Source organism: Nitrosospira sp. Nsp13 (assembly GCF_900101945.1).
GTDB classification, from domain to species: domain Bacteria; phylum Pseudomonadota; class Gammaproteobacteria; order Burkholderiales; family Nitrosomonadaceae; genus Nitrosospira; species Nitrosospira multiformis_D.
Genome location: NZ_FMVD01000006.1, coordinates 23,581 through 46,374, shown reverse-complemented (window position 1 = coordinate 46,374; position 22,794 = coordinate 23,581). Strand labels below are relative to the sequence as shown.

General features: G+C 50.2%; 20 protein-coding genes and 1 tRNA gene. 10 read left to right on the top strand and 11 right to left on the bottom strand.

Going from position 1 to position 22,794, the window contains the following annotated elements; translation table 11 throughout:
• Positions 1-4 precede the first annotated feature (4 nt).
• Positions 5-1,273: a hypothetical protein gene (locus tag BLO43_RS08840; protein ID WP_090906763.1), complete on the top strand. Its 1,269-nt coding sequence runs from the start codon at positions 5-7 to the stop codon at positions 1,271-1,273.
• Between the two features lie 318 nt (positions 1,274-1,591).
• On the opposite strand, the gene BLO43_RS08835 is transcribed toward BLO43_RS08840, so the two are convergent.
• Both BLO43_RS08835 and BLO43_RS08830 read right to left on the bottom strand, forming a co-directional pair.
• Positions 1,592-1,771, bottom strand: a complete 180-nt coding sequence (locus tag BLO43_RS08835; RefSeq protein ID WP_090906762.1) for a hypothetical protein — start codon at positions 1,769-1,771, stop codon at positions 1,592-1,594.
• 406 nt (positions 1,772-2,177) lie between these two features.
• Complete coding sequence (locus tag BLO43_RS08830; RefSeq protein WP_090906761.1) at positions 2,178-3,299, bottom strand: GtrA family protein; 1,122 nt, start codon at positions 3,297-3,299, stop codon at positions 2,178-2,180.
• Between the two features lie 937 nt (positions 3,300-4,236).
• Here BLO43_RS08830 and BLO43_RS08825 point away from each other — a divergent pair.
• The 6 genes from BLO43_RS08825 to BLO43_RS08800 are packed head-to-tail and all read left to right on the top strand — an operon-like array spanning position 4,237 to position 8,896.
• A complete protein-coding gene (locus BLO43_RS08825) occupies positions 4,237-4,989 on the top strand; it encodes a GNAT family N-acetyltransferase (RefSeq protein ID WP_139149259.1) in 753 nt (250 codons plus the stop codon).
• A gap of 3 nt (positions 4,990-4,992) precedes the next feature.
• On the top strand, positions 4,993-5,244 hold the full coding sequence (locus BLO43_RS08820; protein WP_074630455.1) for an acyl carrier protein: 252 nt from the start codon (positions 4,993-4,995) through the stop codon (positions 5,242-5,244).
• Entirely contained in the window at positions 5,241-6,098 is an 858-nt protein-coding gene (locus tag BLO43_RS08815) for a hydrolase 2, exosortase A system-associated (RefSeq protein WP_090906759.1), read from the top strand. Before BLO43_RS08820 ends, BLO43_RS08815 begins: the two co-directional genes overlap by 4 nt.
• Positions 6,095-6,967 carry a hydrolase 1, exosortase A system-associated gene (locus BLO43_RS08810; protein ID WP_090906758.1) on the top strand — a complete coding sequence of 291 codons (873 nt, stop codon included), beginning with the start codon at positions 6,095-6,097 and terminating at the stop codon, positions 6,965-6,967. Before BLO43_RS08815 ends, BLO43_RS08810 begins: the two co-directional genes overlap by 4 nt.
• Positions 6,961-8,211 (top strand): glycosyltransferase, encoded by a 1,251-nt coding sequence (locus tag BLO43_RS08805; RefSeq protein ID WP_090906757.1) that lies wholly within the window; start codon positions 6,961-6,963, stop codon positions 8,209-8,211. The genes BLO43_RS08810 and BLO43_RS08805 overlap by 7 nt, the downstream gene beginning before the upstream one ends.
• A 55-nt stretch (positions 8,212-8,266) precedes the next feature.
• Positions 8,267-8,896: a tetratricopeptide repeat protein gene (locus BLO43_RS08800; protein WP_090906756.1), complete on the top strand. Its 630-nt coding sequence runs from the start codon at positions 8,267-8,269 to the stop codon at positions 8,894-8,896.
• Positions 8,897-8,944: 48 nt separating this feature from the next.
• Here BLO43_RS08800 and BLO43_RS08795 read toward each other — a convergent pair whose 3' ends face one another.
• Together BLO43_RS08795 and BLO43_RS08790 are read right to left on the bottom strand one after the other, a co-directional pair.
• Positions 8,945-9,997: an NAD-dependent epimerase/dehydratase family protein gene (locus BLO43_RS08795; RefSeq protein ID WP_090906755.1), complete on the bottom strand. Its 1,053-nt coding sequence runs from the start codon at positions 9,995-9,997 to the stop codon at positions 8,945-8,947.
• A gap of 146 nt (positions 9,998-10,143) precedes the next feature.
• Positions 10,144-11,424, bottom strand: coding sequence for a nucleotide sugar dehydrogenase (locus BLO43_RS08790; protein ID WP_090906754.1), 1,281 nt, complete (start codon positions 11,422-11,424; stop codon positions 10,144-10,146).
• A 443-nt stretch (positions 11,425-11,867) separates the two neighbouring features.
• On the opposite strand from BLO43_RS08790, the gene prsT reads away from it, so the two are divergent.
• Complete coding sequence (prsT, locus tag BLO43_RS08785; protein ID WP_175443909.1) at positions 11,868-14,657, top strand: XrtA/PEP-CTERM system TPR-repeat protein PrsT; 2,790 nt, start codon at positions 11,868-11,870, stop codon at positions 14,655-14,657.
• A 236-nt stretch (positions 14,658-14,893) separates the two neighbouring features.
• Here prsT and BLO43_RS08780 read toward each other — a convergent pair whose 3' ends face one another.
• The 6 genes from BLO43_RS08780 to BLO43_RS08755 all read right to left on the bottom strand — a co-directional run bounded on the left by BLO43_RS08780 (position 14,894) and on the right by BLO43_RS08755 (position 20,668).
• Positions 14,894-16,009 (bottom strand): fatty acid desaturase family protein, encoded by a 1,116-nt coding sequence (locus tag BLO43_RS08780; protein WP_090906753.1) that lies wholly within the window; start codon positions 16,007-16,009, stop codon positions 14,894-14,896.
• 172 nt (positions 16,010-16,181) lie between these two features.
• Positions 16,182-16,733 (bottom strand): dTDP-4-dehydrorhamnose 3,5-epimerase, encoded by a 552-nt coding sequence (gene rfbC, locus BLO43_RS08775; protein WP_090906752.1) that lies wholly within the window; start codon positions 16,731-16,733, stop codon positions 16,182-16,184.
• Entirely contained in the window at positions 16,730-17,617 is an 888-nt protein-coding gene (rfbA, locus tag BLO43_RS08770) for a glucose-1-phosphate thymidylyltransferase RfbA (protein ID WP_090906751.1), read from the bottom strand. The genes rfbC and rfbA overlap by 4 nt, the downstream gene beginning before the upstream one ends.
• A 107-nt stretch (positions 17,618-17,724) precedes the next feature.
• Positions 17,725-18,630, bottom strand: coding sequence for a dTDP-4-dehydrorhamnose reductase (gene rfbD, locus BLO43_RS08765; protein ID WP_090906750.1), 906 nt, complete (start codon positions 18,628-18,630; stop codon positions 17,725-17,727).
• Positions 18,630-19,691 carry a dTDP-glucose 4,6-dehydratase gene (rfbB, locus tag BLO43_RS08760; protein WP_090906749.1) on the bottom strand — a complete coding sequence of 354 codons (1,062 nt, stop codon included), beginning with the start codon at positions 19,689-19,691 and terminating at the stop codon, positions 18,630-18,632. Before rfbB ends, rfbD begins: the two co-directional genes overlap by 1 nt.
• Before the next feature lie 245 nt (positions 19,692-19,936).
• Complete coding sequence (locus BLO43_RS08755) at positions 19,937-20,668, bottom strand: pseudouridine synthase (protein WP_090906871.1); 732 nt, start codon at positions 20,666-20,668, stop codon at positions 19,937-19,939.
• A gap of 121 nt (positions 20,669-20,789) precedes the next feature.
• Here BLO43_RS08755 and BLO43_RS08750 point away from each other — a divergent pair.
• Both BLO43_RS08750 and BLO43_RS16765 read left to right on the top strand, forming a co-directional pair.
• A tRNA-Val gene (locus tag BLO43_RS08750) sits at positions 20,790-20,866 on the top strand.
• Between the two features lie 79 nt (positions 20,867-20,945).
• A complete protein-coding gene (locus BLO43_RS16765; RefSeq protein WP_175443908.1) occupies positions 20,946-21,101 on the top strand; it encodes a hypothetical protein in 156 nt (51 codons plus the stop codon).
• Between the two features lie 320 nt (positions 21,102-21,421).
• Here the strand turns inward: BLO43_RS16765 and BLO43_RS08745 are convergent, their stop codons facing one another.
• Positions 21,422-21,976, bottom strand: coding sequence for an FxDxF family PEP-CTERM protein (locus BLO43_RS08745; RefSeq protein ID WP_175443907.1), 555 nt, complete (start codon positions 21,974-21,976; stop codon positions 21,422-21,424).
• Between the last annotated feature and the right edge of the window lie 818 nt (positions 21,977-22,794).

The following is a 22,794-nucleotide window of genomic DNA, read 5'->3' as shown; positions in this document are numbered from 1 at the left end:
AACAATGCCAAAGTCACCCCATGCGCTGCTCTTTCTACGCTATCTCGCGATTTACGTCTTGATTGGCATTACGATTGCCGTGGCTTTGGTAGTAATCGTGGACCCATATAATCAATACCGCATCGTGGTTCGTGCTGGTTTCAACCTTATCAAGCCCGGACTTACGCGTTATCAGAACGAAATCAAGCTTACGCAAGCCGCCGCAATGCGCCCTGATGCGTTCATACTGGGTCACTCCCGTGCTGAAGTGGGTTTCGATCCAGGTGAACCCGTGTTCGGTCAACATGGCATGTCAGCATATAACCTCGCGATACCGGGGACTGGCATTGGTAACGCCCACGAACAAGTGGAATACTTGCACCAAATTGGTATCAAACCCAAGGTTATTGTCCTTGGTGTGGAATTTCTTGATTTCATGACGGTACCGCAAAAATCGACGTTCGCCGTACCGCAGGCTCGCCGAATAGATGATCGACATCCGATCACCCGCTGGTTCTGGCGTTTCGATACTTTATTCTCCCTAGCTTCCGTGAAGGACGCCTTTCATACGTTGTTCATCCAGCATAATAATGAAACGGAAACGATAACCCCTAGAGGGTTCAATCCGCTGAATGAATATGGATCGATGGTTCGCAAAGAAGGCCACTATGCGTTGTTTCAGCAGAGAGCGCTAGAAAATACGGAAACCTATCTCAAAAAAGCGAAAGGTTCGCTCAGTCTTGCTGATTTTGATCATCTGCGCGCCATTCTCGACACGGCAGCCGAGTCCCACAGCGACGTTAAATTAATCATCTATCCCTATCATGCTCAAATACTCGCTCTTTTTGAGGAAGCAGGATTGTGGCCTGCATTCGAGGAATGGAAAAGCTTGATGACCCGCGAGGTATCCGCCGCACGGCAACGTCATCCCACGGTACGTGTCAACTTGTTCGATTTTAGCGGCTACGGCAGCTACAATTGCGAAAAAATTCCGGAGAAAGGAGATCGTAAATCTCCTACCCGCTGGTATTGGGAAGCGGGGCACTTCAAAAAGGAACTGGGTACCGTAATGCTGAATGTGGCATTCTCCCCAGCCAACTTTGTACACGCGGCGTATGGTGAACAAGATACTTGGGAGGTATTCGGATTTCAACTAGATGAGTCAAATCGGGCTCTAAATCAGCAGCGCGTCTATTTCGAACGCTCTGAATGTATGCGAATCTATCCGGAGCTGTTTGCTGAGGCGGCTAAGCTTGTAGAAGGAGCGCGCAAACGACATGGAACAGGGGGTTAACTCGCAAAAACTGTTTCGCGTTGCTGTATGTGCATCCGGGTTGAGTCATCCTGTATGGTCATTGCAAGAGCCTAACTGTTGGATTCAGTGATATGTGTTAAGTCCATGAATGCGGTCAACCCTGCGCCGTATCTGGCGTCCGCACATCTACTCGGTAAAATTCCGACCTTCTTCAACCGTGATTATGCTCCCGCCAGTCTTTACGCACTGTCTGCGTGCACTCCATTCAATAAGACCAAGCCCTGCAAGCAGCAATGTATATGTTTCTGATTCAGAAACTATTGCCATTATCAGTTTGTATAGCCATACACCGGCATCTCATACGCCTCCACCCTCGTTGGATATCTCGTCCAAGGCAACAAAAGCACCGAGTGCTTCGTCATAATGCCACGTGCCAAAAACGCCGGTGACAAAATTTCCGTGAGGATGACTCAACTTCGCGCTTGAAATTTCGAAATAGTCAACGCCGGCAAGATGCCCGCGTCGGTTTATCCGCATATTTCCGCCTTGCGCCACAATGTCCGTGTTCAGCGCGAACCGATTGTCGACAACTTGTCGGAAACAGTGATAGCTATACACAGCAGACCATTTGCTTTGAAACGCCGAATCAGTATCGACGTCGTCGTAGAAACTTCTGCGCGCGCCCTTCGGGCGGTGAGTTTTACTTCGTCGCTATATCCTATTCCGCAGCTGAGCGGCAATCAGATCAGGCAACATACTTTGTTAATTGTCCGGCCTTCACAGCCTGCTCCGCGGAAAATCGTCCAGCAATGGCCAGCATCCGTTATTTTTGCACTATAGCTTTCGGCCGGAAGCCACTCATATCCCTTGGTGCACACCTTCATTCACTGCCGTAAGCTCTGGCATCCATTTTCAAGGGGCGCGCTTCAAGTATGCCGCTGTTTCAATTCCGGGAGTCGGGGGCATGCTTGAATGTCCAATAAGAATTCAGGAAATAATTGATGAACATCGCGGGGGCAATGCCCACAAGCTGGTGAATCTCTGGGGGTGTCGCGGGAAACAGTATTGATAGCACCACGAACGTTGAATAGCTTACCACCAGAGATACGAGAGATACCATATTGAATTTCAGACCCTTTATGCGTAAGTGGTCGCGGGATTTGCGCTGACGAAAGGTCCAGTAATTATTTAGCAAGAAATTCGTGATGATCGACGCCTCGATCGAGATAGGTGAAGCAAGATACTTGTTGACGTTCGCCTGAAGGAGCAGCGTGAACACACCAAGATTCACAATTACGCCGGACAATCCCACTATGGCAAACTTGATGAAAGTTTTCGAGCTATGCAACCGGATCCACCAGGCATTCAGGATAAACTCGATAATGTCCGAGATTCCAAGTTTGGATTCCCCTTCGGTCCGGTCAACAAAATCCACCGGAACTTCTTTAACAATCGCACCTAGCGACACAGCCTTATGAAGCAATGCCACCTGAAAGGCGTAGCCCTGGACACGAAGATCCTCAAATATGATTCTCCTTAACAGTGAGGTCTTGATCGCCCGAAATCCCGCGGTACAATCGCGAATCTTGTAGACGCCCGCAATATAACGCCCAACGATATTTCCCCCCAGGGAATTCATGCGGCGCAGCACCCCCCATTCCTTCGGGATCGATCCACCTTTCACATAGCGGCTTCCGATTACAAAATCGGCTCCCTGATCAAGAGCGGCCATTAATCGAGGCACATCTTCCGGTTTGTGAGAAAAATCTGCATCCATCTCGAACACGACATCGGCCTGGAGCTTATCCATTGCATGAATCATCCCACGGATATAAGCCGCTCCAAGCCCAGCCTTCTGCCCCATCAACAAATGCACGTTAGAATAAGTCACTTGTTTCTCCCGCACGACATCCGCGGTTCCGTCCGGCGAAGTGTCGTCTACCACCAGAATGTGCATGTCATGTGGCATATGTCGAAACTGCACTTGTAATGCATCGATTATATTACCGATGTTATCTCGCTCGTTATACGTCGGCAAAATCATCACTACGTTCAGATTCGCCATAGGGTCTGCGCCATAAGGGTCAATTTTTTAGTTCGTGGATTGGGGTTTGAACTACGACAATTAACGGTAGTTTGATGTAAGAACCGTGTTCCCAAAGCATATTTCAAACACGGGTTTGAATCCTGGAAGTTTGCGCAGCCTATGGTTAAGACGATTCACTCCGTTACACTTGGACTTGGGTAACACCAGAATACGGGATCAACTGATCGAATGTGGCTCTAATCGGATACCACTGATGATTGCTGTCATTCGATCTGAGGAATAACGTCATAACCAAGCGTTAGTTTGTTAATATAACATAACACTATGTGACAATCGTTACCTGCTTTGCCTGTGCCCACATGCTCCACCGAAGCTTCCGCATAGGTTCAAGAAAACCGGATAGCTCGGCCTCGAACTCCACTTGGGTGATATTCTCGCCGTCCAGAGAACGCCACAGCTAACAGCGTTCCGTATTTGGGTAGTTGAATCCAGAAAGGCAGGTGATAGCGATTTTAATTCCCAACACTCTCAGCCACGAAAACAAGGAATGGAATTCGACACGGAAAGTAAAAATACTGAAACGATCCGCCCATAATGCGCTGGAAAGTGAAGTCACTTTTCACTTTTACTTAATACTTCATACGACTTATAGTACTATTAGTAAATTTTATTAATGTGCCAAGCGCGCACCAAAATCAGAACAGGGCAAAATCTAATTTCTAGCGAAATAATCGCAGGTGTTTCCGGATAAAAGCGGCGTTACTCCAAGTACCGAAACGGCGGAATTTACCGGAATGTACGGGAAAAGTCAGCTGGAAGAGCCCTCGCTCGATCCCGCATTCGACCTACCTGTTCAATAACCGCAGTAACCGGCATGGCAGATTAAAACTACTAAACCTCGATGGTCGCCCGTATTAGATTAGATGAGCGGGCTCATCAATGTGTTGCGAGCACTATGGTATCAATAACAGCCCGAAAGAACGAGTTTCACCAGATGTTGCAGCAATGGGGCTGGTTCAATGTCAGTCTTTTCGTGCTCAATAGAGTTTTGGTCATGATCTCCAAGGGGAACCTGCGATTATACAGGTATTACTTGATCGCGCAGCCGGTGGCAAAGACAAGCCTGCTTCCACCGGGCAGAGGCAAGAAAATAGAAATTCGAGTGATTCAGCCACATGACGAAATTACCCGGCAATTCCCCAGGCCAGCAGTAGCGATCGAGGCTCGATTCGAGCAGGGTGCAAAATGCCTGGTTGCGGTTAAGGAGGAACAGTTTATTGGGTTCCTGTGGCTATTATTGGGGAGCTACCAGGAGGATGAAGTGCGTGCACGCTATACTCCGCTGCCCGCAAAACAGGCGGCGTGGGATTTCGATGTGTATGTGGCGCCAGACTCCCGTTTAGGGTTAACTTTTCCGCGGCTATGGGATGAAGCAAACCGCGTCTTGAGTGAAAACGATATTCTGTGGTCATGTAGCCGCATTTCCGCATTCAATATCGGCTCGCTGGGTGCCCATGCCCGCCTTGGCACGGTATCGTTGGGCAGCTGCATTTTTTTTTGTGCAGGACGGTGGCAAATCACGTTCGCCTCGATATCTCCTTATTTTCATCTATCTTTAAATCCAGAGTCCTTTCCGGAATTTTGTTTAAACACTCAGGGGCTCGGGAAAAACTCATTTGCCGACCACGACAAACCAACTATGGAGTGAGCAATGCAGCACCTTGAAGAAGTAAAAAACATTTTGTCCGATGTATTGAGCCTCGGTGAGCGAAAAAACTCTCTCAAGGAGGATTCAATCCTGCTGGGCAGCCTCCCTGAATTGGATTCGATGGCAGTTGTGAATGTCATCACTGCGTTGGAAGAGCACTTTGGCATCACCGTGGACGATGACGAGATCAGTGCGAGCACTTTTGAGACTCTTGGCAGCCTGACCCGCTTCGTCGAGCAGAAATCGGCTGAATGAGGGAATTGCGGGGTACTCTCCCCGCCGAGTCTTTTTTTCTGAAGACCGGCTCCGGGGAGCGGTTTTGTCTTTATCACGGCCCCCACCCCGACAAGGAATGCCGTGGCGCACTGATTTATGTTCATCCATTTGGCGATGAGATGAACAAATCCCGCCGGATGGCTGCGATACAGGCAAGGGCATTTTCCGCGATGGGACTTGGTGTATTGCAAATCGATCTTTTTGGCTGTGGTGACAGTAGCGGCGAATTTGCGGATGCTCGCTGGAATATTTGGAGTCAAGACCTGATCCTTGCGAGAAACTGGCTGGAAAACAGGGTGACTGCCCCCATCAGCCTTTGGGGTTTGCGTTTGGGTGCGCTGCTGGCATTAGATTTCGCGAGGAATCTGGAAAATGCGCTTGACAAGATCATCCTGTGGCAACCAATCATTAGCGGAGAATCCTTCCTCACCCAGTTTCTGCGCCTGCGGCTGGCTAACGAAATGATCTCGAGTGGCGAGGGTACCCAAAAAGCATCCGGGACACATGCGATGCGCAGTACCCTTGCAAGTGGGGAAACACTTGAGGTGGCTGGCTACGAACTTGCGCCGGATCTGGCTGCCGCTATTGATGCGCTGAAAGCGGCTGAACTCATCGTAACGCGAAGTTCCGTGCACTGGTTCGAGATCGTGGCCGAGCCGGACCGTCCCATGACCCCCGCTGGAGCCAGGGTTGTAAGCACGTGGAAACAGGATGGAGTCGATTTGCATGTGCACCTTGTGCCGTGCCTGCCGTTCTGGGCAACCCAGGAGATTTCGGAATGCGCTGAATTGGTATCGGCTACGACAAACGTTTTTGCCGATGGCGCTCCATGAATTTCGAGGAACGTGCACTCACCTTTTCATGTAACGGCAACTGGTTATACGGAGTTTTGAGCTTGCCCGAGTCCTCCGTTTCCAGAGGCGTGCTGATCGTAGTGGGCGGACCACAATACCGGGCTGGAAGCCACCGTCAATTCACATTGCTTGCCCGCCACCTTGCCGCTCATGGTGTGCCTGTTCTGCGTTTTGATTACCGGGGAATGGGGGATAGCGAAGGAGATGTGAGAACATTCGAAGATTTGCATGACGATCTGCACTGCGCGATTGATAGCTTTCTGAACGAAGTTCCGTCTCTCAATGAACTGGTGATTTGGGGATTATGTGACGCCGCGTCGGCTGCGCTTTTCTATGCTCATCAGGATAAACGTGTAACGGGGCTGGTACTGCTTAATCCGTGGGCACGGACGAATGAAGGAGCTGCTAAAGTCTATCTGAAACATTATTATATTGCCCGACTATTTGAGCTACGCTTATGGAGCAAGATATTACAGGGACGCTTTAATTATTCGGAGGCGATTCGATCATTTTCGAAGACTGTCGGCGCAGTCTTAAAACAAAAAAAAAGTACGGTGGCAATCACGAATATGGATGGGATCAAATCTTGCGATCGTGCCCCCCTGCCGGAGCGGATGTTCACCGGACTCAACCGTTTTGGAGGAAGACTACTCCTGATTACCAGCGGCAATGATCTCACGGCTCAGGAGTTTCTGGACGTGGTGAACGGTTCACCCGAGTGGCAAAAACTGCTGGCCTCTCCGCGCGTATCCCGGCTCAATTTACCTGAGGCCACCCATACCTTTTCACGGCGCGAGTGGCGTGACCAGGTCGCGGTCTGGACAAGGGAATGGATTGAATCATGGTAAAAAGGGTTTTAATGATCGCATTCCACTTTCCTCCCATGCGCGGGAGTAGTGGCATTCTGCGAACCCTCAAATTCTCCAGGTACCTCCCGGAATTTGATTGGGAACCCATCATACTGACAGCTCATCCCAGAACCTATGCCAGTACCAGTAACGATCAGGTCGCAGCAATTTCGGACCGGGTAGCGGTGTATCGGGCATTTGGTTTCGATACGTCCAGGCACTTGTCATTTATGAGACGGTACCCCGGCCTGCTGGCACTGCCAGACCGTTGGGTCTCCTGGTCGCTTGGAGCCATACCCATGGGTTTATACCTGATCCGGAAATACCGGCCCGATGTCATCTGGTCAACTTATCCAATCGCGACAGCGCATTTGATCGGACTCACTTTGAGTCGATTGACCAGACTGCCATGGGTTGCAGATTTCAGGGATCCAATGACCGATGTCGACTATCCACCCGATCGGCTTACTCGTCAAATGTATCAGTGGATCGAAAAAAAGTCAGTCACCTGTTGCACCAAGGCGGTTCTCACTACCCCCGGAGCGGTTGATGACTATAAAGAAAGGTTTCCGCAAACACCCGCTTCGCGCTTCCATCTCATCGAGAATGGATACGATGAAGAAAGTTTTGCCGCGGCTGAGGCTAGCCGGATAACGGAACAAAAAAAAAACGCTCGGCTCGTTCTGATACATAGCGGGATTATTTATCCTTCTGAACGCGACCCAACGCAATTCTTTGAAGCCCTGGCGGCTCTCGCCCAGCAAGGGTTGATTTCTCACACCAGCCTTCACGTGATCCTGCGGGCCACCGCTCACGATGAATATCTTCTTCAACTGATAGATCAATACAAGATTGGCGATATTGTTTCGCTCGCGCCCCCCATTTCCTATCGCGAGGCTTTATCCGAAATGCTGGCTGCGGACGGTCTGCTAATTCTTCAGGCATCTAATTGCAACAACCAGATTCCAGCGAAACTCTATGAGTATCTACGTGCTCGCCGTCCCATCCTGGCTCTGACAGACCCGGTTGGAAATACCGCCGCGGCATTAATCAGCGTGGGAGTCGACACGATGGCACCCCTGGATTCCAGGAATGATATCATGCGGGAACTGCTACGTTTTCTGGCATTGATCAAAGGAAATGAGGCTCCCATCGCATCGATGGAAAATGCGCTTGCAGGCTCGCGTAGATCAAGAACAAAGGAGTTGAGCAATCTCCTTGATAGCGTGGCGCAACGAGCCTGATCTTGAACCTTTACCGATTGTCCGGACCGGATTATTTACCTGGAAGGAGACTTTTATGAAATTAGCATCTTACCTGATCGCATTAATAATTTCTGCGGTCTCGTTAAACCTTCAGGCAGAACCTTACTGCGGAGAGCTAACCGAAGCCTACGGGGCAACGGGTGGCGACTACACAAATAGTGATGACAGGCAAAAAAAATTGCCCATCGTTGAAAAATTCCACTTTACTCCAAACGTTGAAAACCTGACCGGAGGGGCTTCGGGACACTTGGGGGCAGACTTGACATATACGCTTGAACGTTTTCCAAACCATCACCGTGCATTAGCGTCATTTGCAAAGCTTGGCCTTAGAGATAAGACTGCGAAACCGAGGGGTGCACATTTTTCCGTGGGGTGCGCATTCGATCGCGCCATCCGGTTCAAGCCAAGTGACGGCACAGTTCGCATGATATACAGTAACTATTTGATGAAAATGGGAAAAAACGATGAAGCCTTTGCGCAGCTAAAAGAGGCCAGCAACCTTCAGCCGGAAGACCCCACCATTAACTACAATCTCGGCTTGCTCTATGTTCAGAAAAAAGATTATGAACAGGCCAGAACTTATGCAAAGAAAGCCTATGAACTCGGCTTTCCACTGCCCGGCCTCAAGAATAAGCTGGTAGAAGCTGGAAAATGGGAGGATTAGTCTGAAGCGAGGGTAACTTGCCCCACAAGGACTTCGACCATCTATTGTTTATTTTACGTCGCCATTCTTCTCGGGTGCAAGATCGGCAATATACCAATCCAGCGCCTGCTTGAGCCCTTCATTGATCCGATGGGTCGGCGCAAAACCCAGCATCCTGACAGCCTTGGAAATATCGGCCTGCGAATGCCGTACATCGCCCTTGCGAAAATCCACGTATTCCGGTTTATGATGCTGGAGATGAGGAAATTTTTCCAGTAGTAACACGCGTATCATTTCGTAGAGTTGATTAAGGCTGGTACGTTCATTGATTGCCACGTTGTAAATTTGATTGACCGCATCGGGATTCTCGGTCAATGCCGCCAGAAGGTTGATTTGAATAACATTCTCAATAAAACAAAAATCCCGGCTGGTTTCGCCATCCCCATTGATATACAGCGTCTTGTTCCTGATAAGCGCGGCGATCCATTGAGGAATCACTGCCGCATAAGCGCCACTCGGGTCCTGCCTGGGACCAAAGACATTAAAATAGCGCAAGCCTATGGTGCCCATACCATAACAACGCGCAAATACTTCGGCGTAAAGTTCGTTAACATACTTGGTCACGGCATAAGGTGAGAGTGGCCGGCCAATCACGGATTCAATTTTCGGTAAATCGGGATGATCGCCATAGGTGGAACTGGATGCCGCGTATATAAAACGCTTTACAGGGGCGTCACGTGATGCCACCAGTAAATTCAGGAAACCCGAAATGTTGCTCTCGTTTGTGCGGATGGGGTCCTGAATGGAACGCGGCACGGATCCAAGGGCCGCTTCATGTAACACGTAATCCACGCCTTTGCATGCATCCCTGCAAGCTTCAAGTTGGCAGATGTCCCCCTCAATCAAACTGAAATTCAGCCACGCCTCTTCTCCAACTAGCTCTTTTATCTGCTCAAGATTATGCGGATGGCCAGTCGAAAAATTGTCCAACCCAACCACCTTCTGGTTCAGCTTGAGCAAAGCCTCCAACAAATTAGATCCGATAAAGCCGGCAACGCCCGTAACCAACCAACGATATTGATGATTCTTCAGATGCTGCAGGACATCCTGATAGCTTGTCATACCTGGCCAACCTGCTTTTGCAAGCTAAATCCGCCCGGTAACGAGATCATCAAAGGAGGCAAGGTCAAATGATGCGGAAAGTCTTGGTGGATCATAGGCAAAACTGAAAAAAAGCAAAAAATGAACGCTCAACCACCCGACTGGGCTTAAAGTCGCCAGACGTTAAAACCAGCCGCCCTTAGCGCTGTTGGGTCGAGCTGGGATTTAACATCAATAAAACATCCTTTATCGGTAACTTTGGATTGAAAATCAGTCAAGGGTCTGCCGGTAAATTCCCGATGTGAAACCGCCACGATTATCGCGTCCGCGCACGGCAGATTTTCCCATGACTCAAGCTCCAGACCATATTCATGCCGAGCTTCCTCAGGGTCCGCGACAGGATCATGGATGTGGATCTCAACCCCGTAGGACTTAAGTTCATTAATCAAGTCGGCAACTTTAGAGTTTCTCAGGTCGGGGCAGTTTTCCTTGAAAGATAATCCCAGAACATTCACTCGCGCACCCCGGACGTTAATGTCGGCCTTGATAATTTGTTTGATTGTTTGTTCCGCAACAAATTTTGCCATACTGTCATTGATACGGCGCCCAGCCAGAATAACCTGGGGGATATACCCGATCATCTCCGCCTTGTGGGTAAGATAATAAGGATCCACGCCAATACAATGCCCCCCTACCAAACCAGGACGAAAAGGGAGAAAATTCCATTTGGTACCTGCCGCCTGGAGAACTTCCAGCGTGTCAATTCCCAGCTTATCGAAAATGATGGCCAGCTCATTCATTAATGCAATATTCAGGTCACGCTGTGTATTCTCAATCACTTTCGCGGCTTCTGCGACCTTGATACTGGATGCGCGATGTACACCAGCGGTAACCACGCTTTCATAAAGCACCGCAATTTTCTCCAGTGTATCGTCGTCATCTCCCGACACGACCTTCAAAATAGTGGTCAGCCTATGCTGTTTATCACCGGGATTGATGCGTTCCGGAGAAAAGCCGACGTGAAAATCATTTTTCCATTTCATACCGGAATGTTTCTCCAGTACTGGAATGCAGATTTCCTCCGTGGCACCCGGATACACCGTGGATTCGTATATGACAATCGCTCCTTGCTTCATATGCTTCGCTACGGTCTGACTTGCGCCGGCAAGCGATGCAAAATCCGGCTGATGGGCAAGATCCACCGGCGTTGGCACGGCCACCACGATATAGTCAGCCTGCGCTAACTCGGAAGGGTCCGTGGTGACGGAGAGTTGACTGGCGGCCTGAAAATCATCAAACGGCACTTCGCCGGTAGGGTCTACGCAACGCTTATAACTCTCGACTTTGCTGGCAGAGAGATCGTAACCTATCGTCCGCTGTTTTTTGCCGAATTCGACCGCCAGGGGCAATCCTACGTAGCCCAATCCCACCACAGCTACCACACTCATAGTTATCTCCATTATTGTTCATGGCAAACATAAATAATCGCTGCGTCATTCTGAATTATCGGCCCGAATCCCCATAAAGTAACCTGTACTAAAGGCCAATTCCGGACCTGGCAGATACCAGCATATCATACCGGGTAATGATGGTGATAAGATGACTGGCGAAAGCGCGTTTCCCGATAATGCCAATCAAGATAGACCTGCTGCGCAGAGGCTATCCATACTACAAATAAAAACGTGGGCATTACTACAAACCTTTACAATGAATGAAGTCTTCTCATCGAGTTCATCCATGAATGATCAGGGCATACACGCATGATTTTCAACTGCCAGGCTCGACACTTCCTATACAATACAATCCGTTGTGCTACTACTGCATTTGCGGACATCAGGTTTTTTAAGCAGCGTTTAATATGAATACAATCGCTAATGGAAAGGGAAGATTTATGCGTAACCTAAGCGTCGCGACCGCAACCAAAAACTTATTGACGCTTGTGACTTCGATTACACTGATTGGAACTGGCATTGCCGGCTGTGGCAAAACCGAGGATGCCCAGAAGCTAATGTCTGATGCCAGACAATATCAGCAAAAGGGAGATGACAAGGCTGCCATTATCCAGCTTAAAAACGTATTACAGAAAAATCCGGATGATGCCGAAGCCCGTTATCTCCTGGGTACGATTTATAACAAAACCGGCGAGTTACAATCAGCCGAGAAGGAACTCCGCAGGGCTTTGAACCTGGGAATGAGTCCCGCCAAGGTATTGCCGGATTTAGGTCGAACATTGCTGAATCTAGGTCAATTTCAGCAGATTCTGGATGAAACGAAACAACTTTCCGAGAGCAAGAGTTCTGCTGAAATTTTGACATTGCGAGGAAACGCTTTTCTGGCCTTGGGTAAAACCAAGGAAGGCAAAGAATTGTTCGAGCAGGCGCTTCAGGACAAACCGGGCTACTCCGATGCGTTAATCGGAATGGCGCGATATTCGCTTGTCGGAAAGGATATCGAGGCGGCAACGCGCTTTTCGGAGCAAGCAGTAACCCAAAATCCGGAGGATGCGGACGCATGGTTTTTTAGAGGCGACCTGCTACGCGTCCAGGGAAAAACTGATCTGGCCCTTGCGGCTTACGATCAGGTTGTAAAGTTAAGGCCAAGTAACGCCTCCGCGTTAATCAACAAAGCCTTCATAGAGATTAATACTGGAAAATTTGAAGCCGCCAAGGCGGATATCGACGCGGCACGCAAGGTTGCGCCCGGGAACCTGATGGCTTTTTATACCCAGGCGCTGCTGGATTTTTCTCAGAAAAAATATACCGCCGCGTTGGAATCCTTGCAACAGGTGCTCAGCAAATCACCGGAACACTTGCCCAGCGTATTGCTTGCAGGGGCAGTTCAACTTGAGCTGGGATCAATACCACAAGCAGAGCAACATCTGAAATTTTATCTGGACAGAGATCCGGGAAATCTCTACGCACGCAAATTGATGGTTTCAGTTTTGCTGAAAAACCGCCAGCCACAGCGCGCGATTGCCCTGCTGAATCCCGCACTCAAGAACGTGCAGCAAGATCCCCAATTACTCGCCCTTGCGGGTGAATCCTATATGCAAGCCAAAGATTTTGTCAAGGCAACGGAGTATTTTGAAGCAGCCAGTCGTATCTCGCCGGAAAATGCGATGCTCCATACCGCGCTAAGCATGAGCAAGCTGGGAGAGGGCGATAACTCTCGTGCCGTAGCCGAGCTGGAGAAGGCAACAAAACTGGACCCCAAGTCGGCTCAAGCAGGCATTCTGCTAGTCATGACCCACCTTCGCCTCAAGGAATTCGACAAGGCGCTCGCCACGGCGAGGACTCTTGAAAAGGAACATCCAGACAACCCCTTTATTCAAAATTTAAAAGGAGGGATCTACCTCAGCAAAAAAGATACGCCTAACGCACGTGCAAGTTTTGAGAAGGCGCTTTCTCTTCAGCCAACCTATTTTCCTGCTGTGGCAAATCTTGCTCAGCTTGATCTACAAGATAAAAAACCGGATGCTGCCAAGAAGCGTTTTGAAGCCATTCTGCAGAAAGATAAAAAGAATATTCAGGCCATGACCGCGCTTTCCGGCATTGCTCTCAATCAAGGACAGAATAAGGAGGCGACGGCCTGGCTGGAAAGAGCCAGTCAGGAGAATCCTGACGCGCTCCAGCCCGCCATGGTTCTGGCAGCTCACTATTTACGTATCGGAGAAAAACAAAAATCTCTGAATTTTGTGAAAAAACTGCAAGCCACGCACCCGAACAATGCGGATGTTCTGGACTTGCTGGCACAAGCCCAATTTGCCAACGATGACAAGGCCGGTGCCCTGGAGAGTTATAATAAACTTGCTGCCATGCTACCGGATTCTCCTCTCGCACAATTCCGTATCGCTTCTCTTCACATCGCAATGGAGAACTTGCCTGCCGCATCCGACGCACTCAAAAAAACGCTGGCGCTGAAACCGGATTATCTGGACGCGAAATTGGCGCAGATCATGCTTGAGACCCGCAAAGGAAATAATGATACAGCTATCGCACTTTCCCGTGAGATTCAAAAACAGCATGCAAAATCACCCGTAGGCTACGCGGCGGAAGGGGATCTGCAGATGAGACAGAAGAATCCCGCCCTCGCCGCAAAGGCTTATGAGCAAGCGTGGGTGCTCAATAAAGATCCAGCGTTAATGATCAAATTGCATGCGTCGCTTAGCCGGGCCGGAAAAGGCAAGGAAGCAAACATCCGTTTACTCCAATGGCTGAAGGAACGGCCTGACGATGCATCAGCCCGCATGTACCTTGCTGGGATCTACCTCGCGGACCAGCAGATGAAATCCGCCATAGAACAATATCGAATCATCCTGCGGGAAAGTCCCGACTATGTGCCTGCGTTGAACAACCTTGCGACGGCATACCAGCAGGAGAAGGACCCGCTGGCCCTGGAATATGCCGAAAAGGCCTATAAATTGGCCCCGGAAAGCCCGGCAATACTGGATACTCTCGGATGGATATTGGTAGAGCAAGGCAATACTACGCGCGGCCTGCCGCTCTTGCAGAAAGCAGTCTCGCTGGCGCCAGACTTGACGGAGATTCGCTATCACTTTGTGCTCGGACTGGTCAAAGCGGGTGACAAGGCTAAAGCCCGGAAAGAACTTGAACAATTGCTGGCGACAGGAAAGGACTTTCCGGATATCAACAAGGCAAGAACCCTGCTGCAGCAGATATAAAAGCGCCAAGGTCAGCTACGAGACAGAATCTGGAACCCTCCCGTGCCGCTTTGGGAGAAGCAGAAAGCCGGGTTATAGAATCCGGGAACTTGTCATGCTTTCGGTTACTTCGCGGTGCGTATGAGCTTTGAGCCGCCGGTCATTATTTGCGCTCCCCGCTTCGCTTGCCCTGCGGGGTTAGTTCGCGTCCTGCCAACCGGCAAAAAGCCATCCTGATTTCATACCAAGAACCCGGCTTACGCGTTCTTTTGCCTGACTGTATCATTCAAGGCAGCGCCGGGTAGGGGCGCATCACGTCTCGAGGCCGAGGCCGAAGTCGACGCCGAAGCCTCATCCCAGATGCGCCGCAGTGCATCCCACATGCCAGTACGCATGGTCTTCAAGTAGAGGGTGTTATCACTCAAACCGTTCACCAGCCGCCGTTGGGCCTTGCCAAGATTATGATAGGGCAAGCTCATGAAGAGATGATGCGTCGCATGATAGCGCAGGCCAACAGGAGCCCATAGGGCGGTAAGAAACAAATTACCCGGAACATTGATGGAATCGAGAAATTGCTCGGTAAACTCCATCTGATGATCACCGGGATTACGATAGGCATGGGCGCTAAGCGTGCGTAGTGAGTTCACAAAGAAAATAAACATTGCAATCACATACCAGAGAACCAGGGCCTTGTAGGTCAGCACTCCCAACGCAATGCAAATTACGGCTGTTGTTACAAATACGAAAGCACCAAACTCCTGCAGCCGCCAGTGCTTATCGTTACGGATAGCATTCTGTGCGCGCTTGTAGGTCATATCGATGGTCAGCGAGGAAGCTCGCTCCCAAATAAATTTACGCAGCGGTGGAATCAGATAAGACAGAGGCGTAAGAATGAGAAAACGGACAATGAAGAAAAAAGGCAGCATAAACGACAGCATCACATAACCGACCATTGCCACCGGTTTCTGGGTAGCAAAGGGAATATATTCCCCATCCTTGCTGGTCCCGTAGACGTCGCGCTTATGATGATCGTTGTGTACACCGTCATAGGTAAATGAGGGAACCAGCAACGGTATACCACAAATGATATTCCATACCAGACGAAACAGTCCGAACGTGCCCTTTTTTAAATGGGCCAGTTCGTGAACGAAAATGGCCGCGCGATAAAAAGCAAATGTGGCAATAATCGCGGATATGATCTGCCAGGAGGAAAACTGCGGCATCGACAGGGCAGCTACAAAGGAAACCCAGCCCAGAGAGATATGAAAGAGAAAATCTCCCCAGTAAATCCAGGGATTGGGCGTCATCAGATCGCGGACAAGCTCATGTGCCTCCCGCAATGGGAATTCCCGGCCAGCTGTTGTTTCCATCATTTCCAGACCCTCATCTCGGATCGTTCATTGTAGATCGCATTAACCTTGTGCACAGCTGTTATCTGATTTATTGCCATTTAATTTACCAGCACCGATTCATAACGACATTCGCCCACATCCGTCCGCCAGCTTCGTTCATCGCGGCTAGTCCAGCGAATTAACACGCGGGGCTTCATGCAAATAACTCGGCATTAGCGAGACCCGCTCCCTGTTTATCTTTGGCTGAAATGACCGGCTGTTCATCATGATCGATTGGCCAGGCGATGGCGACCTCTGGGTCGTTCCACGCAAGGATGCGCTCAAAATCAGGAACGTAGTAGTCTGTGGTTTTGTACAAGAAATCGGCACTATCGCTGAGCACGTAAAAACCATGGGCGAAACCCGGCGGTACCCATACCTGGCGGTAATTATCTTCGGTGAGCTCCACTCCGACCCATCGGCCAAAGCTCGGAGAAGACTTACGGATGTCTACCGAGACATCAAATACCGCACCACGCACTACGCGCACCAGCTTACCCTGAGGTTGCCGAATCTGGTAGTGCAAGCCACGCAGCACGCCTTTCACCGAGCGGCTATGATTGTCTTGCACAAAATTAACATCAAGCCCGGTGGCGTGGCTGAAAGTCTTCAGATTGAAGCTTTCAAAGAAAAATCCCCGGCTGTCACCCAAGACTTTCGGTTCGACAATCAGGACGTCAGGGATGGGGGTGGGGACCACTTTCATACAGCTATTCGCTCCTTCAAGAGACGCAATAAATATTGGCCATAGCCATTTCTCGCCAGTGGTTGCGCAAGTTTCTCAAGCTGTGCGGCGCTGATGAACCCCTGGCGGTAGGCGATCTCCTCGGGGCAGGCTACCTTAAGACCTTGCCGGTGTTCGATGGTTTCAATGAAGTTGCTGGCTTCTATCAGGCTCTCGTGGGTACCCGTATCCAGCCACGCATAACCCCGGCCCATAATTTCAACGCTGAGTTGGCCGCGTTCCAGATAGATGCGGTTAACATCGGTTATTTCCAGTTCGCCACGCGCGGAAGGCTTGAGATTTTCAACAATATCAATGACCTGATTATCGTAAAAGTATAGTCCGGTAACGGCATAATTGCTGTTGGGCTGAGCGGGCTTCTCTTCCAGTGACGTGACCCGATTATAAGCATCAAAAGCGACTACACCATAACGCTCGGGATCTTGTACGTGATAGGCAAATATGGTGGCGCCTTCCGGCCTGGAGATGGCGCATTGGAGTTGCACATGCAAATCATGACCATAGAAAATGTTATCGCCTAGAACTAGCGCACTGGGACTATTCCCAACAAAATCTCTGCCAATGGTGAACGCATGGGCCAGTCCGTCCGGACTGGGTTGAACGGCATACTGCAAGTTCAACCCCCAGTCGCTCCCATCGCCAAGGAGTTGTTCAAAACGGGGCGTGTCTTGCGGGGTGGAGATGATAAGAATGTCACGAATTCCCGCCAGCATGAGTGTACTCAGCGGATAGTAGATCATCGGCTTATCGTAAATGGGCAATAGTTGCTTGGATACCGCCTTCGTTACGGGGTATAGCCGCGTGCCGGAGCCACCGGCGAGAATGATGCCTTTGCGCTGGGTCATGAACCTGAGTCCGGCAGTTGAACAGGATGGAGTGGAATGATTAAGATTAAAAAATAGTCTTTTTTTATCATAGAATTAAACTAAGGTTGAACGGTCAACTGCCGGATCTAGGATAATCGATTCTCGAAAATTTCGGTAAGCATGCGTGCCACGCCGGTTTGCCATAATGGCAAACTCAAATCGAACGTACTCTGCAATTTTCTGGTATCCAGACGCGAATTTGCGGGTCTAAGAGCCGGTGAGGGAAATGCGCTGGCGGGTATGGGCTGAATATTTTCCGGTGTGACCTTGAGTCTGACTCCCGCTTGATGGGCCGAGTTCAATACGAAACGGGCATAACCGTACCACGAGGTCTCTCCCGCCGCAACCAGATGATAGAGGCCGGATACGCTTTGCTGCTGCTGCGCCCTGCGGATAGCATGGGCGGTGACATCCGCAAGCAAATCGCCACCCGTGGGCGCCCCGATCTGATCATCGATAACAGTGAGGCGCTCGCGTTCCTGGGCAAGGCGCAACATGGTTTTTGCGAAGTTGCCGCCACGTGCGGCAAAAACCCAACTGGTACGAAAGATCAAGTGATTGCAGCCAGAGGCTAGTATAGCTGCCTCGCCTTCCAGCTTGGTGGAACCGTATACATTCAAGGGTCCCGTAGGATCGGTCTCTACCCAGGGCTGACTCCCACTGCCATCAAATACATAGTCGGTAGAGTAATGGACCAGCCAGGTGCCAAGCTTATGGCATTCACGAGCCAGTGTAGCGGGAGCCAGGGCATTAATGACACGGACGCGCTCCGCCTCGCTTTCAGCCTTGTCCACCGCGGTATGCGCAGCGGCATTCACGACCACATCCGGAGCGATTGTTCGAACCGTTTCGGCGATGCCATCAAGCCGGGTAAAATCACCGCACAATTCCTGGCTGTCGAAATCCAGCGCCACCAATTCACCCAGGGGTGCTAGACTCCGTTGTAGCTCCCAGCCGACCTGGCCACCTTTGCCGAACAGCAGGATTTTCATCAAGTACGTCTCTTGTAATTCTTCTCAACCCAGTTGCGATAGGCGCCGGATTGTACATTTTCGACCCAGGCCGGGTTGTCCAGATACCACTGCACGGTCTTACGAATACCGGTTTCAAAAGTTTCATCAGGCTTCCAGCCCAACTCACGCTCAACTTTACTCGCATCAATTGCATAGCGGCGATCATGACCAGGACGGTCGGTGACGAATGCGATCAGACTGCGGTAGGGTCCGATTGTGAGCGGGCTGAGCGCATCTAGCAATGCACATATAGCGTGTACGATATCAATATTGGGTTTCTCGTTCCAGCCACCTATATTATAGGTTTCTCCAGGCGTGCCCGCTTCCAGCACCCGGCGGATGGCGCTGCAATGGTCTTTAACATAAAGCCAGTCGCGGATCTGCTGGCCATCACCATACACCGGCAATGATTTGCCCGCGAGCGCATTCACGATTATCAATGGAACGAGTTTTTCCGGAAATTGATAGGGTCCATAGTTGTTGGAACAGTTACTGGTAAGCGTAGGTAAGCCGTAGGTATGATGGTAGGCGCGAACCAGGTGATCGCTGGCAGCTTTGCTGGCCGAGTAGGGGCTATTGGGCTCGTAGCGATGGGTTTCATTAAAGGCTGGCTCGCCCCTGGCCAAGGAGCCGTAGACCTCGTCAGTCGAGACGTGGAGAAAACGAAAATCCTGCTTTGCTTTTCCGTCCAGCCCGTTCCAGTGAGCCCTGCCAGCCTCCAGCAGCCGGAAAGTACCCACGATATTGGTCTGGATAAAGTCCTCCGGACCATGGATGGAACGGTCCACATGGCTTTCCGCGGCGAAATTGATGATGGCGCGGGGTTGGTGTCGCTCCAACAAACTGGTAACCAGAGCAGAATCACCGATATCGCCCTGTACGAAGGTATGCCGCTCATCCGCCGCCAATGCGGTAAGATTCTCCAGATTACCCGCATAGGTAAGTCTGTCGAGGTTGATAATGGGTTCGTCGAATTGCCTCAACCAATCCAGTACAAAATTTGCGCCAATGAATCCGGCACCGCCCGTAACTAGTATCATTTATTCCCTTGCAATCCGTATCGCATTGATAATTCTACCGTACTCCGCCGCTATCAATATGAGATGAGTGTACAGGTATCCTCGTAATGAGGACAACTCTCCATGAGTCGCATAAATTGCAATTGATTTCAATTTGCACGATATCTTTGCCTCTTAACTCTCCATCACTTGAGTTAAACCCAAATAATCCATTAGAGCCTACCCGAGTGCTGGCGGTCGGTTTGCGGCCTAATGGATTATCTGGGTTAAAACACTTCGCCGTGTCTCAAATAACGCCACTCTCCAGCCGGAAGATCACCCAATTTTACCTTGCCGATGCGAATGCGCTTCAACCCGGTTACTTTCAACCCGACCAGTTCGCACATTCGACGGATCTGACGTTTCTTGCCTTCACGTAAAATGAAGCGTAGTTGATCCTGATTCTGCCAGCTTACCTCCGCATGTTTTAATTCTTCGCCGTCTAGGCTCAGACCATGGTTCAACAGGCCTAATGCATGCTTCGAGAGCATCCCTTGCACGCGTACCAGATACTCTTTGTCGACACGTGACTCCGCACCAATCAGTTGCCTGGCAATGCGGCCATCCTGCGTGAATACCAGCAATCCCGAGGAATCAATATCCAGCCGGCCGGCCGGAGCCAGTCCTTTCAAGTGCAGTGGACTGAAATGTTGTGCTGCTTGATCTCCAGGAAAACGGGATTCCCGGCGTATCAGGCTGATTGCCGGCTGGTATCCCGGCTCCGGCTGTCCGGAGACGTAGCCAATAGGCTTATTCAACAATATGGTAACTTGACCCTGTTGCTGGGCTTGCGCCGTGTTGTTAAGCTTTATTTTCTGTGCGGGATAAATCTTCGTACCCAGCTCAGTTATGCGCTCACCATCCACAAACACCCATCCGCGTTCGATGTAGCCATCCGCCTCTCTGCGCGAACATAACCCTTGCTGGGACATGAGTTTGGACAGTCTGACTTTTTCCATAAATTCGTTTAGCACTATTATGTTTTGTATGAAAAATGTGATTGCGTCAGTGTGCATATTGCCAGAACTTGGCATTATAGTTTGAACCCTTGTCTTGTTTCAGATAAAATCTGTTCCTCCCAGGCGCGTAGCTCAGCTGGTTAGAGCACCACCTTGACATGGTGGGGGTCGTTGGTTCGAGTCCAATCGCGCCTACCAATTTCCCGATATTCTGTCAGTAGCTCTCCGTGAGTTGACTTTTTTGTGGACACCTAATATTTGATTTTAGGGAGTTCACATGCCCAAAACACACTCATCTTCTTCAGTTGAATTTCGCCACCAGATAGTTGGGCGCGGATTCGCGCTGGCAGCGATTTCTTGCGTACAGGGCAAGGCGATGAAGCAGAACGGTACAACCGCGAGCGAGCAATACCTTCTTCACAAGGAGGCTTGACTCCCGCAGCAGGAGGTGGGGTCATATAGGGATGTACGTCATCGCGGACCTTCTCCACACCACCCAATTTCCCGCTTTGCGGGGCTCTATTCGATCCCTTGTGGCGAGCCCCATACCAATGCATTGCGAACCGTTACTTCGAAACCGCACAGTTCACTTCGTAGCGACTCACGGAATTGTGGGAATTGAGTCACTATTGGTGAATCACAGCACCCATCCTAAAAAATAAGCGATCAAGCGCCGGATTCAATAAGAAACGGCCTCCAGCGGAGGCCGTAAAGGATGAATCCTGAGCGGGGCAGAAAGCCCCCATGGATCCCCTAGGAAGTTTTACTCGTACTCCGGCGCCGAACAACCGCACCCATCAGCCCCAAACCAGCCAATAACATGGCATAAGTTTCGGGTTCCGGAACTACCGTGGCGATTTGGCCGGCAAAGATGGCACCTGAAGAACCGTTGGATATCCCGTTTACGGTGATATACGCCGCGCCGGAGAGAGATTGACCATAGTCCAGGGTGAGAGAGTCTCCGCCCGGAATCCCCCCTGTTGCCAGAAACGTATCATCGCCCCCTCCGACCTTCCCGTCGGCCCCAGCTGAGAAAAGGGATATCGCGGAGAGTAGGCTGTCAAAAGTTACTGCCGAAGAGACAGTTACTGGAACATCTTGCACTGTGTAACTCGAGCTTACATTTGGTTGCGAAAGATTAAACGTGAAGATCTCGCTAAAGCTCTTCCCGCCTCCCAATATGGTGCCGGCAAACCCCGTAGGTGCGATGGCGGATACCGTACCAAGATCCGTCGCAGCGTTGGCCCCGATGCTGGCGCCCGCCAGTATTGCCACAGCAACAGCTCGCTTCAAAGAAGAATTCATCATATTTCTGACTCCTATTAGTTTGTGTTCTAAATATTTCCTAATACCTAATACCAGACTCATCCATATAGCTCATCTATACAGTAATCCTCTTGCAATCAAAATGCAGAATAATTTTTGGATATTTTTATATTATAAATACCGAGCTCCGGGAAAAATGGATTGATGAAGCTCGATGTTTGGTAGGCTACACTAAACAATGAGATCGTCCAATAGACCGATCGGGCTACCGAAAGGAAGACAAGTGATGATGATGAAATTAATCTCATGAAGAATATCAAGCATGAATCATGCCACCCCGAAAGAAGACTAACGTCCACCCAGTCACATTCGCGCTGAAACAAGCATATAACCTGCTTTGACTGGCGAGTGAGAGAAGCCGGCGTCAGCGATACAACATTCTGAAGCAGTCTGGAATAGAAAAACCAGGGGCGTCCGAGCCTCATCTTCTCAGGTGGTGAGAAGACAAATAAAGTAATCCTGGGATTTAGCTGCCAACTGGAGCCTGGACAGCGTTCATGACTTTGGGAGTCTAAGGCAAGCGCCTTATAATCCTAAATCCGACAGTTGAATGGATTGGATGGAGTTAGTGTGTGGTTTTCGGGTACAGGCAAGGTGCAACAACGCGGTATGGTTATTCCATCCCAAGCGGTCAGCTATCCAAATCTGGAATAGTACGTTCATGTCACTGTGTCAGTTTTTATAAGCTATTGTATTGCGTGCTCGCGCATACCAACATGCTGGGGAGGTGGGAAGCCTGAATGGCGGTTTTGGGAGGAGCGCGACAGGGGTGTTTACCGGGGAGCACCAACAGTATCTCA

Coding starts and splice junctions, on each gene's coding strand:
- BLO43_RS08840 (WP_090906763.1), top strand. CDS start 5: ATGCCAAAGTCACCCCATGCGCTGCTCTTTCTACGCTATCTCGCGATT.
- BLO43_RS08835 (WP_090906762.1), bottom strand. CDS start 1,771: ATGCGGATAAACCGACGCGGGCATCTTGCCGGCGTTGACTATTTCGAA.
- BLO43_RS08830 (WP_090906761.1), bottom strand. CDS start 3,299: ATGGCGAATCTGAACGTAGTGATGATTTTGCCGACGTATAACGAGCGA.
- BLO43_RS08825 (WP_139149259.1), top strand. CDS start 4,237: ATGGTATCAATAACAGCCCGAAAGAACGAGTTTCACCAGATGTTGCAG.
- BLO43_RS08820 (WP_074630455.1), top strand. CDS start 4,993: ATGCAGCACCTTGAAGAAGTAAAAAACATTTTGTCCGATGTATTGAGC.
- BLO43_RS08815 (WP_090906759.1), top strand. CDS start 5,241: ATGAGGGAATTGCGGGGTACTCTCCCCGCCGAGTCTTTTTTTCTGAAG.
- BLO43_RS08810 (WP_090906758.1), top strand. CDS start 6,095: ATGAATTTCGAGGAACGTGCACTCACCTTTTCATGTAACGGCAACTGG.
- BLO43_RS08805 (WP_090906757.1), top strand. CDS start 6,961: ATGGTAAAAAGGGTTTTAATGATCGCATTCCACTTTCCTCCCATGCGC.
- BLO43_RS08800 (WP_090906756.1), top strand. CDS start 8,267: ATGAAATTAGCATCTTACCTGATCGCATTAATAATTTCTGCGGTCTCG.
- BLO43_RS08795 (WP_090906755.1), bottom strand. CDS start 9,997: ATGACAAGCTATCAGGATGTCCTGCAGCATCTGAAGAATCATCAATAT.
- BLO43_RS08790 (WP_090906754.1), bottom strand. CDS start 11,424: ATGAGTGTGGTAGCTGTGGTGGGATTGGGCTACGTAGGATTGCCCCTG.
- prsT (WP_175443909.1), top strand. CDS start 11,868: ATGCGTAACCTAAGCGTCGCGACCGCAACCAAAAACTTATTGACGCTT.
- BLO43_RS08780 (WP_090906753.1), bottom strand. CDS start 16,009: ATGATGGAAACAACAGCTGGCCGGGAATTCCCATTGCGGGAGGCACAT.
- rfbC (WP_090906752.1), bottom strand. CDS start 16,733: ATGAAAGTGGTCCCCACCCCCATCCCTGACGTCCTGATTGTCGAACCG.
- rfbA (WP_090906751.1), bottom strand. CDS start 17,617: ATGACCCAGCGCAAAGGCATCATTCTCGCCGGTGGCTCCGGCACGCGG.
- rfbD (WP_090906750.1), bottom strand. CDS start 18,630: ATGAAAATCCTGCTGTTCGGCAAAGGTGGCCAGGTCGGCTGGGAGCTA.
- rfbB (WP_090906749.1), bottom strand. CDS start 19,691: ATGATACTAGTTACGGGCGGTGCCGGATTCATTGGCGCAAATTTTGTA.
- BLO43_RS08755 (WP_090906871.1), bottom strand. CDS start 20,668: ATGGAAAAAGTCAGACTGTCCAAACTCATGTCCCAGCAAGGGTTATGT.
- BLO43_RS16765 (WP_175443908.1), top strand. CDS start 20,946: ATGCCCAAAACACACTCATCTTCTTCAGTTGAATTTCGCCACCAGATA.
- BLO43_RS08745 (WP_175443907.1), bottom strand. CDS start 21,976: ATGATGAATTCTTCTTTGAAGCGAGCTGTTGCTGTGGCAATACTGGCG.